This is a genomic window from Synechococcus sp. RC10B2 (assembly GCF_047502635.1).
The window spans coordinates 43,653-59,229 of the sequence record NZ_JANSHO010000052.1 but is presented as its reverse complement, the minus strand read 5'-3'; the positions used below and the strand labels follow the sequence as shown (position 1 = coordinate 59,229).

At 61.7% G+C, this 15,577-nt stretch carries 12 protein-coding genes and 2 tRNA genes; 8 read left to right on the top strand and 6 right to left on the bottom strand.

All coding sequences use genetic code 11. The features are described from left to right. Positions 1-51: 51 nt before the first annotated feature. The 5 genes from NW855_RS06240 to miaB all read left to right on the top strand — a co-directional run bounded on the left by NW855_RS06240 (position 52) and on the right by miaB (position 6,692). Positions 52-1,266, top strand: a complete 1,215-nt coding sequence (locus NW855_RS06240; RefSeq protein WP_414402411.1) for an SH3 domain-containing protein — start codon at positions 52-54, stop codon at positions 1,264-1,266. An 87-nt stretch (positions 1,267-1,353) separates the two neighbouring features. Next, positions 1,354-1,941 carry a Uma2 family endonuclease gene (locus tag NW855_RS06235; protein WP_414402412.1) on the top strand — a complete coding sequence of 196 codons (588 nt, stop codon included), beginning with the start codon at positions 1,354-1,356 and terminating at the stop codon, positions 1,939-1,941. 179 nt (positions 1,942-2,120) lie between these two features. Next, positions 2,121-3,641 (top strand): S41 family peptidase, encoded by a 1,521-nt coding sequence (locus NW855_RS06230; RefSeq protein WP_041438701.1) that lies wholly within the window; start codon positions 2,121-2,123, stop codon positions 3,639-3,641. Between the two features lie 157 nt (positions 3,642-3,798). Further along, positions 3,799-5,148 carry an adenylosuccinate synthase gene (locus NW855_RS06225; RefSeq protein WP_011431667.1) on the top strand — a complete coding sequence of 450 codons (1,350 nt, stop codon included), beginning with the start codon at positions 3,799-3,801 and terminating at the stop codon, positions 5,146-5,148. 182 nt (positions 5,149-5,330) lie between these two features. Continuing rightward, complete coding sequence (gene miaB, locus NW855_RS06220; protein WP_011431666.1) at positions 5,331-6,692, top strand: tRNA (N6-isopentenyl adenosine(37)-C2)-methylthiotransferase MiaB; 1,362 nt, start codon at positions 5,331-5,333, stop codon at positions 6,690-6,692. Here miaB and NW855_RS06215 read toward each other — a convergent pair. Next, positions 6,692-6,763: transfer RNA gene (locus NW855_RS06215), tRNA-Thr, on the bottom strand. The two genes, miaB and NW855_RS06215, sit on opposite strands and share 1 nt — an antisense overlap. Positions 6,764-6,767: 4 nt before the next feature. Beyond that, positions 6,768-6,853: transfer RNA gene (locus NW855_RS06210), tRNA-Tyr, on the bottom strand. A gap of 218 nt (positions 6,854-7,071) precedes the next feature. On the opposite strand from NW855_RS06210, the gene lysA reads away from it, so the two are divergent. From lysA to NW855_RS06195, 3 genes are all read left to right on the top strand, one after another. Then, entirely contained in the window at positions 7,072-8,448 is a 1,377-nt protein-coding gene (gene lysA / locus NW855_RS06205) for a diaminopimelate decarboxylase (protein ID WP_414508528.1), read from the top strand. A 235-nt stretch (positions 8,449-8,683) separates the two neighbouring features. Then, on the top strand, positions 8,684-9,607 hold the full coding sequence (cdaA, locus tag NW855_RS06200; RefSeq protein ID WP_011431664.1) for a diadenylate cyclase CdaA: 924 nt from the start codon (positions 8,684-8,686) through the stop codon (positions 9,605-9,607). 5 nt (positions 9,608-9,612) lie between these two features. Next, positions 9,613-10,359: an isoprenyl transferase gene (locus tag NW855_RS06195; protein WP_011431663.1), complete on the top strand. Its 747-nt coding sequence runs from the start codon at positions 9,613-9,615 to the stop codon at positions 10,357-10,359. 159 nt (positions 10,360-10,518) lie between these two features. On the opposite strand, the gene NW855_RS06190 is transcribed toward NW855_RS06195, so the two are convergent. The 4 genes from NW855_RS06190 to NW855_RS06175 form a co-directional block, all read right to left on the bottom strand. Continuing rightward, positions 10,519-11,118, bottom strand: coding sequence for a CPP1-like family protein (locus tag NW855_RS06190; protein ID WP_099813293.1), 600 nt, complete (start codon positions 11,116-11,118; stop codon positions 10,519-10,521). A 33-nt stretch (positions 11,119-11,151) separates the two neighbouring features. After that, positions 11,152-12,378, bottom strand: a complete 1,227-nt coding sequence (locus NW855_RS06185; RefSeq protein ID WP_011431661.1) for a cysteine desulfurase family protein — start codon at positions 12,376-12,378, stop codon at positions 11,152-11,154. Positions 12,379-12,727: 349 nt separating this feature from the next. Continuing rightward, entirely contained in the window at positions 12,728-14,047 is a 1,320-nt protein-coding gene (gene rodA / locus NW855_RS06180; protein WP_414346054.1) for a rod shape-determining protein RodA, read from the bottom strand. A 100-nt stretch (positions 14,048-14,147) separates the two neighbouring features. Next, the gene (locus tag NW855_RS06175; protein ID WP_240531035.1) at positions 14,148-15,566 is read right to left on the bottom strand and encodes a hypothetical protein; all 1,419 of its coding nucleotides are present in this window, start codon (positions 15,564-15,566) and stop codon (positions 14,148-14,150) included. Between the last annotated feature and the right edge of the window lie 11 nt (positions 15,567-15,577).

Here is a 15,577-nt window from a genome sequence, read left to right as displayed (position 1 = left end):
TAGAGAAGAGCGTAGATTCCAAAAACTCCGCAGGGCAAACCATTTCAGCAGATGTTGATGAAAATGCAAGCTCTTCTATCCCAAAGCTGCCGATCGATATTGAGCTTGAGGAAAATCCCATCAGCATTGTCGATAGCAACAACGCTGCTGCTTTTGGTCGGCAATGCCTCTGCGCAATCCCTGGACAAGGGTGGATCCAAGGCAGAAGCTCCTACAGCTTCCCTTCAAGTTTTGTCGGCTTTGCCAGCTGCCACAGCGAGAACTTGGGTCGCGCAAACCTTGCCAAACCCCGGCAGCTCTGGTGATCGCACTGCCATAAGGCAAGCTGTGCTCACCGACCCATTGATCAACGAGTATCTCCGACAAGCAGCAGCTCGATCTCCCGGTGTGCCGGTTCATCCTCTGGAAACCGGAGCAATCGCCATTGCCGAAAACTATGCTCTGGTTGAAGTCTCTGCCGGAGTTGGCGACCTTCCGGTAATTGATGGCTGCTATTTGCTTAAAAAACACAGTGGTCAGTGGGTAGTGGTGGCTCAGGCGGGCTGGGAGCCAGGGCTAAGCATTAATCCAAGTTGGCTCTCGACAGTGCTAGATGTGCCCAAAGATGTTGTCAGTCGGCTAATTGATACACTTCGCAGTGCCGGCAAGGAGGTTGAGATCGACGACACCTTGTACACAGATGTCCCCCTGCCCTGCATTACTCAGATAGAGGATCCCAATCCGCCGACTAATGTACGATCGACACCCGCTGTAGCCGCAGGCAATGTTATCGGTCAACTGCCCAATGGAACCGAAGTGCGGGTCATGGAAGTACTCAACGGCTGGCTCAAGATTCGGCAGCCATTGGTGGGCTGGGTATCGATGGGTCTGACACGGGTATCCTGTGGCAACTCCCTGGCAGAAGTGGAAAAGAATCTAGAAGCTCTGCATTCTCTGAAGGGGGAATTGGCCAGAGAGGCCGCCGATACCCTGGTGCGATACCTCTATCGGGGTGCAGAGGGATCCTTTGCCGCAGCGGCGCTGGCCCATTTCAACGAGCTTGCCATCAACCGGTTTTATGCTCTGAAAATGGTGCTTGACAGGCACACTGAAGAGGTGCGTCGTCACGTATTGCAGCAAGCCATCGCAGCAGGGATCCATCCTCAAGCCCGGACACACTTCGAGCAGGAAATTGCCCAGAGCAAGACTCTCTCCCCTACTCTCAAGACCTGGAAAACGTTGAATCAGAGCCAAACCAGACTGAGACTTTATAAACTAGAGCCCTAGAGCCAGGGCTCCCAATTGCTTCCTATTGCCCTTCAGCAGGGGGTTATTCTGGAATCCAGTTTTGCATGGGAGTGTCCAGTTCCTGCCATGACGGTCTTAACACTCAATCTCAGCCCTTTGATGACTCTGACGCGGGAGGATTTTATCCGGCTGTGTGCGGCCAATCCTGAGCTAAAGCTGGAGCGCACCGCCCAGGGAGAGCTGGTGATTATGTCTCCAACCGGAGGTGAAATTGGCAACCTCAACTTTGAAATTGCGGGGGCAGTCTATGTCTGGAACCGCCAATCAGGTCGAGGCAAAGCCTTTGATTCTTCCACGGGGTTTTCTCTGCCTTCAGGCAGCGACCGCTCTCCTGACCTGGCCTGGATCCCGCTGGAAAAGTGGGAGGCTCTGGATCCCCAGGCGCGCCGGGGATTCTTGCCCTTGTGCCCCGACTTTGTGGTGGAGATTTTCCCGCCCACTGATTCTTGGGTTCAAGCCCAGGCCAAGATGCAGGAGTACTTGGACAACGGCTGCCGCTTGGGGTGGCTTTTGGATGCCAAGGCCAAGCGGGTGATGATCTACCGAGCAGGACAGGCGCCGGAACTGTTGGAAGACCCAGAAACCTTGTCGGGAGAAGACGTGCTGCCCGGCTTCACCCTGCCTATCCGCACAATCTGGTCTGCCGAGAGCTAGGGCACACCCGCGCTGCTTCGGGATCCGAACCGGGAAACGCCCAGACAGAGGCAAGAGGGCAAGACAACCAGTAGTGTCTCATGATTTAAAAAACAAGTATTTGGCCCTGCCGACAGTGGTAGAGGAGATTGCCCAGAGTTTATCCTATTCACAGCATCTGCAAACAAGGGCAGGCCACCATGAAGGGATTTGCGCGGGCAGTTCAGGTGTGGGGCACAGTCGGGGCGCTCAGCGGAGTCCTTTCTGGCAGAGTGATGGGGCAAGCGGCCTTGCCCCCTGTGCCGGTCATGCCCTCAGTTGAGGATCCGATTGCGAATCCGATTTCTCCCTTCCAGGGTGCGTCGCCCGATCTGGGCATCCCGGCAGCTCCTCCTTTGCCAGCAATGGGCCAGGATTTGCGCTATCTGGTGGAGTTGTTCATCAACGAGTCTTGGCAGGCGGGCAAGCAAGCCGCTGCGGTTAACTACAACGACCTCTACACCCGCCTGTTGGCCCGCACCTACAGCGATCCCCGTCCGCCCATCGAAGTCGAGTACGAGCTGATTCGAGAGGTTCTGCGCGAATACGGGGATCCCGCCGATCGCTTCTGGGATCCCCAAAGCTTCAGGGACTTGCTCAACCGCCCTCGTCCACCCCTGCAGGCGCGTCAGATTGGGCCGCGCCAGGTTTACCTGGCAGTGCCGGAGCTCACCCCTGCCACAGCCCAGCAGATCCGCCAAGCCCTCTACACCCAGGATTACAGCCAAGGCATTGTCCTCGACCTGCGCAGCTCGGTGGGCTATGACCCGCAAGTGATAGCGGATGTGGCGCGCCTATTTTTGCCTCGCTCCGTGCAGCCGCTGCTGGTTACCGAAGACCGCTTTGGCCAGCCTACCCCCTGGAACAGCGAAAACCTGCCACTGGCTGCTGGGATCCCATCGGCCGTCCTGGTCGACGGCAACACCCGCCAGGGGGCCACCCTCCTGGCGGCCCAGTTGGGAGCCAGCGGCAGCACCGTTATAGTAGGGCAACCCACTCAAGGCAGCGAACGCCAGACCCGCTTCTTTGCCCTTCCTTCTGGCGCGGCGGTGGAACTGGCCGTGGCCACCTGGAAGACAGGCGATGGACGCTCCCTAGCCCAGGGTTTGGTGCCCCTGCAAAAGGTGGAGGGGGATGAGAACGCCTGGCTAAAGGCCGCCCTAGAAGCGCTGGCCCTGCCCCGCCGCCCCAGCCCTCCCCCCCGCCCCACCGTCCTGGTGCAAGAGGGCCGTGTTGGTCGCTTTGTCCTGGGCATGGATACCCGCAACGTCGATACCCACCTCTTGGGCAACGTGGATTTGATCCCGGCCGAATCGCGGGCAAATGTATTTCAGCCCAACAGCGACCTGAAGATCTTCTACTTGCAGGACTACATCCTCTTTGCCTACCGCCGTCCGGGCGTTCTCAATAGCTTTTTTGCCGACCGCATCTACACCACCCAACCCGAAGCCATGACTGGCGAAGGGATCCGTATCGGCTCCACCTACTCGGAAGTGATCGCCATTTACGGCGGGCCTGGCGAGAACGGCTACAACGAGGTGGTGCCCTACCCCAAGGGGAGCCGAGAATATCTGCGCGACGATCGCTACTATGTCAACTACGACGCCCTTGGCCTGTCCTTTGCCTTTGCGGCGGGATCCAACCAGGTCACCGCCATTGGCCTGTTCAAGCCGGGGAGCTAAAGGGAGCGGGCTGCTGCCCTAGCGAGGGGTCGAAATTAATCGATTGTTAACGTTTTTGTCCGAAGCCCTCAACACTGCCTGGAGCAATGCGGTAAATTAGTGCAGCGACCCCGCAAAGGGGATTTTTTGTGCCGTTCAGAGACTGTAGGAGAAGCCCTTGGCAAACGTTGTGGTTGTCGGTGCCCAGTGGGGCGACGAAGGAAAAGGTAAGATCACCGACCTCCTCAGTGAAAAGGCGCATGTGGTCGTCCGCTACCAAGGCGGGGTTAACGCAGGACATACCGTGGTGGTGGGGGGCCAAATCTTTAAGCTGCACCTGATCCCCTCCGGCATCCTCTACCCCGACAAGCGCTGCATCATCGCCAGCGGCACGGTGATCGACCCTGAGGTGTTGCTGGCCGAGATCGACCAACTGCACCAACTGGGGATCTCCACCCACAACCTCTACATCGCCGAGACAGCCCACGTAACCTTGCCCTACCACCGCGTCATCGACGTGGCCGAGGAAGAGCGACGCGGCATCTACCGGCTGGGCACCACCGGGCGAGGCATTGGCCCTACCTACGCCGACAAGGCCGAGCGCATGGGCATCCGCGTCGTGGACTTGATGTACCCCGACCAACTGCGGGAGCGCCTCAGTTGGGCCATTCCCTACAAGAACGTTTTGCTGGAAAAAATCTACAACCTACCCCCTCTGGATCCCGAGCCGATCATCGAGCAATACCTGGCCTACGCGGAGCGGCTGCGCCCCTACGTCACCGACGCTGCCCTACTCCTCACCCAGGCCATCGAGGAGCGGCAGAACATCCTCTTTGAGGGGGCCCAGGGCACGCTGTTGGATCTCGACTACGGCACCTACCCTTACGTCACTTCCTCCCATCCCATCGCCGGCGGCGCCTGCGTGGGGGCCGGGATCGGCCCCACCAGCATTGACCGGGTGATTGGGGTAGCCAAGGCCTACACCACCCGCGTCGGCGAAGGCCCCTTCCCCACCGAGCTCAAGGACGAGATTGGCGCTTACCTGGGGGCGGCGGGAGCCGAATTTGGCACCACCACCGGGCGGCAGCGGCGCTGCGGCTGGTTCGACGGCGTAATCGGGCGCTACGCCGTGCGGATCAACGGCCTGGATTGCTTGGCCATCACCAAGTTGGATGTGCTGGACGGCCTAGACGAGATCAAGGTGTGCGTGGCCTATGAGTACCAGGGGCGCGAGATCCGTCACTTTCCCAGCGATGCCCGCGTCTTTGCCCAGTGCAAGCCCATTTATGAAACCCTGCCCGGCTGGAAGTGCTCCACCAAAGACTGCCGCTCCCTTGAGGACTTGCCTCCCGAAGCCTACGACTACCTGAAGTTTTTGGCCCAGTTGATGCAGGTGCCGATTGCCATCGTCTCCCTGGGAGCCAGCCGCGACCAAACCATTATCGTGGAGGATCCCATCCACGGCCCCAAGCGCGCCTTGCTCTACCCCAACGGCCGCAAGCAAGTTCACGCCCTCATGCCCGACTGACGCGCCCTAGCTCAGTGGCTACTCTGCTGAGGGACACTGCTTAGCAAACCAGCCTGGGCCGCGCAGAGGGAGCCAAGGGAGAGGGATCTGCCCCCCAACCCTTACGTTGCCGCTACCGCCCCATAAGGATCCGCTAAGCTCAAAAAAGGTAGAGATTGCTGACCCTGTCTTCTGGTCTTGCCATGGCTGCTCCCACCTATTACACCATCACCTTCGGCTGTCAAATGAACCGGGCCGATAGCGAGCGCATGGCCGGGATCCTCGAGTCGCTGGGGTATGTGCCCGCCGAAGACGAGCTGCAGGCAGACTTAGTTCTCTTCAATACCTGCACCATCCGCGATAACGCTGAGCAAAAGGTGTATTCCTACCTGGGCATCCAGGCGCAGCGCAAGCGGAAAAACCCAGCCATCAAGCTCATCGTGGCCGGCTGCGTGGCCCAGCAGGAGGGGGAAAGGTTGCTGCGCCGCGTCCCCGAGTTGGATCTGGTCATGGGCCCCCAGTACGTCAACCGCCTTGGGGATCTGCTGGCCCAGGTGGAGGCGGGCAACCAGGTGGTGGCCACCGAGCCTGTCGAGATCCCGGAAGACATCACCAAGCCCCGCCGGGATAGCCGGGTGACAGCCTGGATCAACGTCATCTACGGCTGCAACGAGCGCTGCACCTACTGCATTGTGCCGTTGGTGCGGGGACGGGAGCAGTCGCGCCAGCCGCAGGCCATCCGCGCCGAGATTGAGGACGTGGCCCGGGCCGGCTACCGCGAGGTCACCTTGCTAGGGCAAAACATCGACGCCTACGGGCGGGATCTGGATCCCAAGACCAACCTGGCCAGCCTGCTGCGCTTTGTCCACTCGGTGGAAGGGATCGAGCGGATTCGCTTTGCCACCAGCCACCCGCGCTACTTTACTGAAGAGCTGATCGCCACCTGTGCCGAGCTGCCCAAGGTGTGCGAGCACTTCCACATCCCCTTCCAGGCGGGCAGCGACGCCGTCCTCAAGCGGATGCGGCGGGGCTACACCCAGGAGCGCTACCGCCAGCTCATCCAGCTCATCCGCCAGTACATGCCCGAGGCCACCATCAGCGCCGATGCCATCGTCGGCTTCCCCGGCGAAACGGAAGCCCAGTTTCAGGAAACCCTGCAACTGGTTCAGGATATCGGCTTTGATTTCCTCAATACTGCCGCCTACTCTCCCCGCCCTGGCACGCCGGCAGCCGAGTGGCCTGACCAGGTGCCGGAAGAGGAAAAAAGCGACCGCCTGCAACGGCTCAACCGCTTGGTCGCGGAGGTGGCTGCCGCCCGCAGCGCCCGGCTGCTGGGCCAGGTGCAGGAGGTGCTGGTGGAAGGCCCCAATCCCAAAAACCCCCGCCAGGCCATGGGGCGCACCCGCGGCAATCGCATCGTCTTCTTCGACGGCGATCCCGAGCAATTGCAGGGATCCCTGGTGCCAGTGCGCATCACTGCCACACGGGCCTTTTCCCTCAGCGGCGAGATCGTCAAGCCAGGGGAAGAGAAACCTCAAGCGGCGGAACTTGGAGCCTGCACGTAAGCCCACGACGAGGATTGAACTCGTGACCTCCCCCTTACCAAGGGGGTGCTCTGCCACTGAGCTACGTGGGCGGCATGGTGGGCCGAGTTGGATTCGAACCAACGTAGGCATAAGCCAGCGGATTTACAGTCCGCCCCCTTTAACCACTCGGGCATCGACCCTTGGACACTGGCTTCCTATATTAGCAGAAAGTGCTGCCCAAGATCGAATCCAGGCGAGAAGAGCTGTCTTGGGGACGGGAGCTAAACAGGGAGGGAGTTCCCGGCAAGACATCATGCCCTACCTTGCGGGGGCTGCTGGCAACAAGGGGCTTGAGGGCATTTGGCCAAACTGGAGAGAAAACTTGATAGGGTGGAGGACAGTCCCTTCACTTGTCCCTATGGTTTCAACCCTCGGCACTTCCACCTCCGTCGAACAAGTTTCTCCCAACCAGTCGCTATTGCCCCTGACCAGCCGCACCAACAGCCAGGGCCACCTGGAAATCGGCGGCTGCGACGTGGTAGAGCTGGTGCGCCAGTTTGGCTCTCCCCTCTACATCCTGGACGAGTGGACGTTGCGACACGCCTGCGGGCTCTACCGCGACACCTGGGCCCGCTGCTACCCTGGGGGATCCCAGGTCTTGTATGCTACGAAAGCCTGGAACTGCTTGGCCATCTGCGCTTTGGCCTTACAAGAAGGGCTGGGGCTGGACGTGGCCTCCGGCGGGGAGCTCTATACCGCTATTCAAGCAGGAGCCAGGGGTGAGGAGCTCTACCTGCACGGCAACGCCAAGTCGGCGGAGGAGCTGGCCATGGCCCTGGAGGTGGGCTGCACCCTGGTGGCCGATAGCCTCTACGAGCTACAGCAACTGGCCGCTCTGGCTACCCCTGCACGACCGGCCCGCTTGTTGGTGCGGGTCAACCCCGGCATTGACGTCCACACCCACGAGTACATCCGCACTGGCCAAACCGACAGCAAATTTGGCATCGGCCAGTGGCAACTGCCGGAGGTATTTGATTTTTTGGCAGCCCATCCCCAATTGCAATGCGTCGGGCTCCACGCCCACATCGGATCCCAGATCTTCGACCTACAAGGCCACCGGGATCTGGCAGGGGTACTGGCCCAGGTCTGGCGCCAAGGGCTGGAGAAGGGGCTGCCCTTGCAGGAGCTGAATGTGGGCGGCGGACTAGGGATCCGCTATGTCGAATCCGACGATCCCCCCTCCATTCCGGAGTGGGTGGAAGCCGTGGCCACTGCAGTGCAGCAGAGCTTCACCGCCGCCGGGATCCCGCTGCCCAAGGTGCTCTGCGAGCCTGGACGGTCTGTGGTTGGGCCAGCGGCTGTAACCGCCTACACTTTGGGGGGCAAGAAGTGGATCCCGCCCAGCGAAGACCTTCCCGAAGGGCGTCTCTACGTCACCATTGACGGCGGCATGTCCGATAACCCCCGCCCTATCACCTACGGAGCCCGCTACACCGCCCTTCTGGCCAACCGCCCTGAGGCCGAGGCCACCCAGCGGGTGACAGTGGCCGGCAAACACTGCGAGTCGGGGGATGTGCTCTTGAAAGATGTGCTTTTGCCCAACCCAGCGCCCGGCGAAGTCCTAGTTGTGTTGACCAGCGGGGCCTACAACTACAGCATGGCCTCCAATTACAACCGCTTCCCTCGGCCCGCGGCAGTGCTGGTCAACCAAGGGAAGGCCCAGTTGATCCTGCGGCGGGAAACTTATGCAGATCTGATCCGTCAGGACATCTTACCGGAGCGGTTGCAGCGGTGAAGGGCAGAGACGGCTGCCTGTAACCGTTGCCGTTGAGGGCGGGGCCCGGCTTTCTCTGCAGCGGCGACCCCGCTGGCTCTGGGGCAGGAAAGACTGGAAGACAGGTAGGAGGTGAGTGGTAGGCTGGTCAGGGGGCCGCAGTCCAACAGGGGTTCCGGAGCCAAAAGGTTCTGGGGCGCAGGATGGCGTAGGCAAAGGGTCCGCAACGAGGGGAGCGTGAACGGGGTTTTTCGGCATGCTGGCGGCCTTATGGGCTTGGCTACAGCAATTTAATGTTCTCAGCCTGTTGGACTGGGCTCTGGCCGTCTTGCTATTGGCTTTGGCCCTCTATTACACCCGCGAGAGCCGGGCCGGGGTGCTGGTGCGGGGGTTTATGGTGCTGCTGGTCCTGTATCTGGCCACCGCCTCGCTGCCGCTGGTGCACCTGATTTTGGATCGCTTGCTCCTGGCCGCGGCTGTGGCGATGGGGGTACTCTTTCAGCCGGAGTTTCGGCGGCTCCTGGAGCAACTGGCGAGGGCCATCTGCGTTGAGTGGCCGAACAGCACAGACGATGACGAGGATGACCCTAAGGAGGATTTGGTGGAGGAGGTGGTGCAGGCGGTGCGAGAACTCTCCCAAAATCGGACAGGGGCGCTGATTGTCATCGAGCCAGATCAGCCCATTGACTCGCGGGTGTTCACCGATAAAGGGGTTCCTCTCCAGGCGCGGGTGTCCCGGGAGCTCTTACAGACGATCTTCCAGACCTCGACGCTCCTGCACGATGGGGCTGTAATTATCCATCGGGATCGGATTCGCGCGGCAGGGGTGATCCTGCCGGTTTCGGAGCGAACTGCCTCTCGCCAACTGGGCACGAGGCACCGGGCGGCGATGGGGATCACAGAACAGGCCAATTGCTTGTGTATTGTGGTCTCAGAGGAGACGGGATCCATCTCACTGGCAGAAGGCGGACGCCTCGAGCGACCTCTGACCAGTGCCAAGCTCCACGAACTGCTGGTGCAGCGGTTGCGCCATCCGCGCGAAGCCAAAAAACGGGATGCTCCTCTGCAGGGATTGTGGGCCCACCCGTGGATTCACAATGGGCTGTTGCGCTGGTGGGGATCCCTGCCAGATCTAGCCAAACTCCTTCGCAAACCTGAGAAAACCCTTCCTAAAGACTGATCCGCATGACCCTTTCTCCTGTCCATCTTCTGCAGTTGCCTGCCGACCTAGATCCGCAGTTATTGCCCCGCCATGTGGCAGTGGTCATGGATGGTAACGGGCGGTGGGCGCAAAAACGAGGCTTGCCCCGCAGTGTCGGGCATCAGCGCGGGGTAGCGGCTTTGAAGGAGTTGCTCCGCTGCTGTCACGATTGGGGGATCCCCCTCCTCACCGCCTACGCCTTCTCCACGGAGAACTGGGGCCGCGCCCGCGAGGAGGTGGATTTCCTCATGACCTTGTTCGAGCAGGTGCTGTGGCAGGAACTGGCGGAAATGGTGCAGCAGGGGGTGCGCATCCAGTTTGCCGGCCAGTTGTCGGCCCTGCCCCGATCTTTGCAGGACACGATCCTGCATGCGGTGGAACGCACCCAGCACAACGAGGGCATTTGCCTGACGGTGGCCCTCAACTACGGCGGCAGACAGGAGATCGTGCAGGCTTGCCGCTCGATTGCCACCCTGGTGCAGCAGGGGCTTTTGCAACCGGATCAGATCGACGAGGCCCTCTTTTCCCAATTTCTCTACACCACTGGCTTGTCGGATCCCGACCTGTTGATCCGCACCAGCGGCGAGATGCGCATCAGCAACTTCCTGCTCTGGCAGATGGCCTACACCGAGCAGTACTTCACCCCCATCCTCTGGCCGGATTTCGACCGCGCCGCCTTTCACCAAGCCCTGCTCAGCTATCAGTCGCGGCAGCGGCGCTTCGGCAGATAAGACCTTGACGGATCCCCGCCTGGTCAAATCCAACTAGGGGCCGACCCAAGCGCTCCTGCCCTCACCCCCAACCCCTCTCCCTCAGGGAGAGGGGAGTTAGGGAACGACTTAGATGGACAGGCAGCACATATGTAGGAATGTGTACCTGAAGCCCCCCAGCTAGCGCAGAAAGCTGGTGACCAGCCACATCACCGCAAACGTGATCCCCACCAACAGGGCGCCGGGGGCATCGCCGCCGGTGAGGGGAAGGGCAATGGCGTAGGCCAACATCAGTCCCAGGCTCAGTCCTGCCAGCGCCAAGAGAAAAGCGCGAAGGAAGCGGCGCTCTTTGCGGTACAGGAAATAGATACAGGCCATCAGCCCCAGCGCCAGTTGCAGGGAGGGATACTCATCGGGAGCCAAGACAACCCAACCCACCAGTCCTCCCAGCAACACGGCGGGCCAGAGCATATCCGGGGCAGAGGGGCTATCCAGCCAGCGGCTGATCCAGGGGGGATTTTGGGCAGCGGGACGGGGCAAACTCGGTTCTGTCTCTGGACGGGCAGCCCGCTGTTCAGCGTAGCGAATGCGGTCGGGGACGGCGATCTTGCCCTCCTTGCGCAGGCGCAGGCGCTGCATCAGGATGGCGTCGTAGGCTTGTTCCACCCGCTCCTGCTGCTGTTCATCCGCACCCAAGCTGGCCAGGAGCCGTGCCCGCGCCGATTGGATCTCCTCAAAGGAGGCTTCTTCGCTGACTCCCAACACTTGATAGGGACTCATCTCAGCCATAACGACCAGCCCTGTAACTCTCTATCACCTTAGCCCAGCCGCCAATTCAGCGGCAGGAGCCGCTGGCAGGGGTTGGGTTGCCTTCTCCTCAAGGGATCCAGCGCCCGCAGCCGAGAGGAGAAGAGCCCGCAGCGACTGCGCCACCTGTTCAACTGCGGCTTGGGTGGTGGCCTTGCCCAGGCTGAGGCGGATGGATCCCAGGGCCTCGGCCTCGGAATAGCCCATGGCCAAAAGGATGCGGCTGGGGATCCGTTGGCCGCTGCTACAGGCAGAGCCGGCGCTGATGGCGATCCCCTGGCGGCTCATCTCCCTCACCAGCACATTCCCCGGCATGGCGGCAGTGCAGTAGCTGAGGTGGTGGGGCAGGCGTTGCTCCAGATCCGAGGGGCCAGTTAGCCGCAAACCTGGCACAGAGGCCAGCAACTGGGCCAGCTGCCGTTGCAACTGCCGCAGGCGGGCCGTCTCCTGCTGCAGCTCTTGGGCTGCCAAGGCCGCTGCCACCCCTAGACCGACAATGGCAGGGATCCCCTGGGTGCCAGCTCGCAGCCGCCGTTCTTGCCCGCCCCCCCGCAGCAGCGGTTGCAGCTCCACCCCCGGGCGTACGTAGAGCGCCCCCACCCCCTGCGGCCCGTAAAGCTTATGCCCAGACAGGGAGAGCAGGTCCACCGGCAGTTGCGCCAGATCCAAGGGGATCCGCCCCACCGTCTGCACCGCGTCGGTGTGGAAGAGAACTCCCGCCTGGCGACAGAGGCGGCCCAGCTCGGCAATGGGCTGCAGGGATCCCACCTCATTCTGGCCGTGGACGATGGAGACCAGCACGGTGGTGGGCTGCAGCGCCCGGAGCAGGGTTTGGGGATCCACCTGGCCGGCGGCGTTCACCGGCAGGCGGGTTACCTTCCAGCCTTGGGCCTGCAAGCGGCGGGCGGCATTCTCCACCGAGGCGTGCTCGACGCTGGAGATGATCAGGTGCTGGGGAGTGGAGTAGCGCTGCGCCACCCCAAACAGGGCCAGGTTGTTGGACTCCGTCCCGCCGGAGGTAAACAGCAGCGTCTCCGGCTCACAGTTGAGCAGCTCGGCCACCTGCTGCCGCGCCCGTTCCATGGCCATGGCCGCCCGTTCGCCCCAAGCGTGCAAGCTGGAGGGGTTGCCCCAACTTTCCTGCATCGCCAGCCGCATGGCCTCGATCACCTCCGGCCGAGGCGGAGTGGTGGCGCTGTGGTCAAAGTAAAGCGCGGGATCGAGAGGCGACATGGGAGCTTGACAACCCAGGACTCGATGTCCCCATCTTAGTGCTGGCGCGTTGGCAATTTACACCCCTTGCCGCAGGCGTTGCAGTCGTGCCAGCTCTTTAGGCGGGAGGGGGTTTTGGGCAGCGTCTGACTACCCCACCGCATAGGCAAGTGGGGTAGGTGCATCGAGATCTCAACCGCGCCAGGGCCCTCCAGGAGAGAGGACGAAAAGACTAGGAGGGAGTAGAAGCAGGGGTCGATCCCTGGCTCGTCAGCAGCGTTGCGCGCGGATAGGAGAGCGCTGCGGAGCGGCATGGCTACCGACCTGAGCCAGCGTCGCCAGAAAAGGAGGGAGAAGAAAACTCTTGAAATTACCTGAATAAGGTGGTGCGTTGGCGGTGCATGACCACCGATTCCACCAGGCCAATGGCCAGAAAGTTGGTCAGCAGAGCCGAGCGGCCATAGCTCAAAAAAGGCAGGGGCAGGCCGGTGATGGGGGCCAGGCCGATGGTCATGCCGATATTGACAACTGCCTGAAAGAGGATCATGGCCAGCACCCCGATGGCAATTAGGGAGCCAAAATTGTCCTTGGCCCCCTGGGCAATCCAGATGAGCCGTGCACAGAGAATCCAAAACAGAATCAGCACCGTCAGGGTGCCGACAAAGCCCATCTCTTCCCCAATGGCCGAGAAAATGAAGTCGGTGTGCTGCTCGGGGATGAAGTCCAGTTGGGTTTGGGTGCCCTGCTGGATGCCACGGCCCCAGAGCCCGCCGGCCCCGATGGCGATGCGGGACTGAATCAGGTGGTAGCCAGATCCCCAGGGCTCTTGCATGGGATCGATGAAGATCTCCAGCCGCCGCCGCTGGTAGGGCTTGAGGATGTGCCAGGCCACCTGGCCCAGATGCCCGGAGAGCAGGTTGAGCACTCCAAAGGTCATCGCTCCTGTCCACCGCCAAGGCAGCCGCCAAGCCGCCAGGCTCGCCATGCCCAAGCACCAGATCAGCCAGACCCAGAGCATCCAGCTCAGCTCGGGGCGGGTGTGCAGGCCGTAGAGGATGGCCCCCACCCCCGGCGACAGCAGCAAAAGGATCCAACTGCCCTTGGCCCCGGCCCAGTAGAGCATGGCCAGCAAGATGGCCACAAACACCAGGGCCGTGCCCAAGTTGGGCTGTAGGAAGATCAAAACCCAAGGAGGGGCGATGACGGCAACGGCCACCCAAATTTGGCTGAAGTATTTGATCGGCCAGTGGTGCAAAATGGCCGCCAGGGTAATAATGACCCCCAACTTGGCAAACTCGGAAGGCTGCACCTGGACGCCGGCAATGGAGATCCACCGCTCCGCCCCCCCTCCTGCCGTGCCGAAAAAGAGCACTGCAACCAAGCCCGCCAAGGTCAGGCCATAGGTAAACCAGTGCCAGCGCAGCAGCCGCTCATAGGGGATCCGCGCCACCATCGCCAAAAACACCAGGCTGATCCCGGCCATGATCAACTGCTGCAGCCAGTAGTGGCTGATGGGGCGCTCCCAGACAGCGCTGCGGATGGCAACAATGCCGATGCCCGTCAAGGCCAGCACCGTGGCCAGCAAGATGCCGTCGAACTCCCGCCAAAGCGACAAGATCTGCTGCAGGAGCCGTTTCCACCTTGACTGGGGGGGCACTTTTGGATCGGCGCTGTGCAGGAAGAGGGCCATATCTGATGGAGCGACGCCGGCACCAGTTTATCTCTATTCCCAGCTCTGCAGTTGCTCTATCCAGGCAGAGGGCCGGGATCCCACCTGTTCTCGGCGCCGCTCAAAATTGGCTGCCGTCCAAATCAGAAGCAGGCCCAGCAGGATGCCCATGCCCCACAGCAGCAGCGGGTAAGTCGTTATCAACAGCCATCCCTGCCGCAAGACGCCCAGGCCAAAGCCTAGGGTGCCCGCCCACAGGTAGGCCCGCACCCGCAGCGCCAGACCCAGTACTCCCAAAGCCAAGCCCAGCCCCACCAGCCAAAACCCTGCCCACAGTTGCCCGTGGGTTCAAAACCAAGGGCACCGCCAGCCACAGCCAGCCAATCGACTCCGCGCCCTGCGCCAAAAACACGAGGTAGCTGGATCCCAGCAGCACCAGCCCCATGCCAAAGGACTCCGTCCCGCTACCGCGAACGGCACTCTGCTGCCACAGCCGCAATCTCTGTCCTGCCGGTGCCGACAACCGCCCGCCCAGCGCCACCCGTCCCGCCCATTGCAGCAAGCCCAGCAGCAGCAGGATACCCCCCCAAGCAGACAGGCTTGAGTCAGGCCCAAGCCAGAGGATCCCGGCCAGAAGCGCCCCCAGCCAGTAGGCATGGGTCAGGAACACCCACCCATTGCCAACCCCGGACTTCTGCTGTAGCCACCAGGCCAGGATGCCAGTACTCAACAGCAAATGCCAAAAGCGAATTGCCGGATGGGGAAAGCTCAAAAGCAAGAGGGATCCGCCCAACCCCAACTGCGACACCTGCACCTGCCCCGAGAGCAACCCCCGCCAGATCAACAGGGATCCAGCCGCCCCGATTGGCCACAGCCTCGCTCCCCGCCATTGCAGCAAGCGGCGGCTCCAGGTGTAGGCCACCGCGCCGACAACCCCCAGATAGAGGATCCCGAGAACAACAGTAGGACGAAACTCCGACGGCCCCAGGCTCCAGAAGAGGTGCAGGCTGGAGAGAGCCAAAAAATGGGCCAATGTCTCGTAGAAAGCGGAACCCACCCCCAGCAAGCGAGCCCGTCGCCAAACCGCCAAGGGGATCCCTATGAGTAACCCCAAGGCAACAACCCGGATCCCCCACGGGATCCCCAGCCCGTCCAGCGCCCACATGTTGATCGGCAGCAGCAGCAGGGCAATAGCCTCCAGGGTTTGGCCTGTCAGACGCAGCCCTTCCTGCCGCCCCGCCCCCACCCCAAACGCCGCCGTATAGGCCAAGAGCACCCCGTACTGAGCTGTCGGGGAAAACTCTTCCCAGAGGCTGGCCGCCAGCACCCCCGAAGACACCACCACCAAAAACAGGCCCAAAAGCAGCAGCCAAGCCACGCTCAGCTCAGACAGCAAGTTGCGCAACAATACAGCCATCTCCGGGGGAGAGGAGGGCTCGCCGGTCAAGGACTCCGTCCCGCCAGCGCGAACAGGTTGGGGCTCTTCTCCCGGCGCGACAACCCCAGAGCCGGCCAAGCGAGCGTTTCTTTCCCGCACCATCTGCGGGATCC

What these genes read in the sequence shown, in the direction of transcription:
- NW855_RS06235 (WP_414402412.1), top strand. Translation starts at nt 1,354, where the DNA reads ATGACGGTCTTAACACTCAATCTCAGCCCTTTGATGACTCTGACGCGG.
- miaB (WP_011431666.1), top strand. Translation starts at nt 5,331, where the DNA reads ATGGCTGCTCCCACCTATTACACCATCACCTTCGGCTGTCAAATGAAC.
- NW855_RS06175 (WP_240531035.1), bottom strand. Translation starts at nt 15,566, where the DNA reads ATGGTGCGGGAAAGAAACGCTCGCTTGGCCGGCTCTGGGGTTGTCGCG.
- NW855_RS06190 (WP_099813293.1), bottom strand. Translation starts at nt 11,118, where the DNA reads ATGAGTCCCTATCAAGTGTTGGGAGTCAGCGAAGAAGCCTCCTTTGAG.
- rodA (WP_414346054.1), bottom strand. Translation starts at nt 14,047, where the DNA reads ATGGCCCTCTTCCTGCACAGCGCCGATCCAAAAGTGCCCCCCCAGTCA.
- lysA (WP_414508528.1), top strand. Translation starts at nt 7,072, where the DNA reads ATGGTTTCAACCCTCGGCACTTCCACCTCCGTCGAACAAGTTTCTCCC.
- NW855_RS06185 (WP_011431661.1), bottom strand. Translation starts at nt 12,378, where the DNA reads ATGTCGCCTCTCGATCCCGCGCTTTACTTTGACCACAGCGCCACCACT.
- NW855_RS06240 (WP_414402411.1), top strand. Translation starts at nt 52, where the DNA reads ATGTTGATGAAAATGCAAGCTCTTCTATCCCAAAGCTGCCGATCGATA.
- cdaA (WP_011431664.1), top strand. Translation starts at nt 8,684, where the DNA reads ATGCTGGCGGCCTTATGGGCTTGGCTACAGCAATTTAATGTTCTCAGC.
- NW855_RS06230 (WP_041438701.1), top strand. Translation starts at nt 2,121, where the DNA reads ATGAAGGGATTTGCGCGGGCAGTTCAGGTGTGGGGCACAGTCGGGGCG.
- NW855_RS06195 (WP_011431663.1), top strand. Translation starts at nt 9,613, where the DNA reads ATGACCCTTTCTCCTGTCCATCTTCTGCAGTTGCCTGCCGACCTAGAT.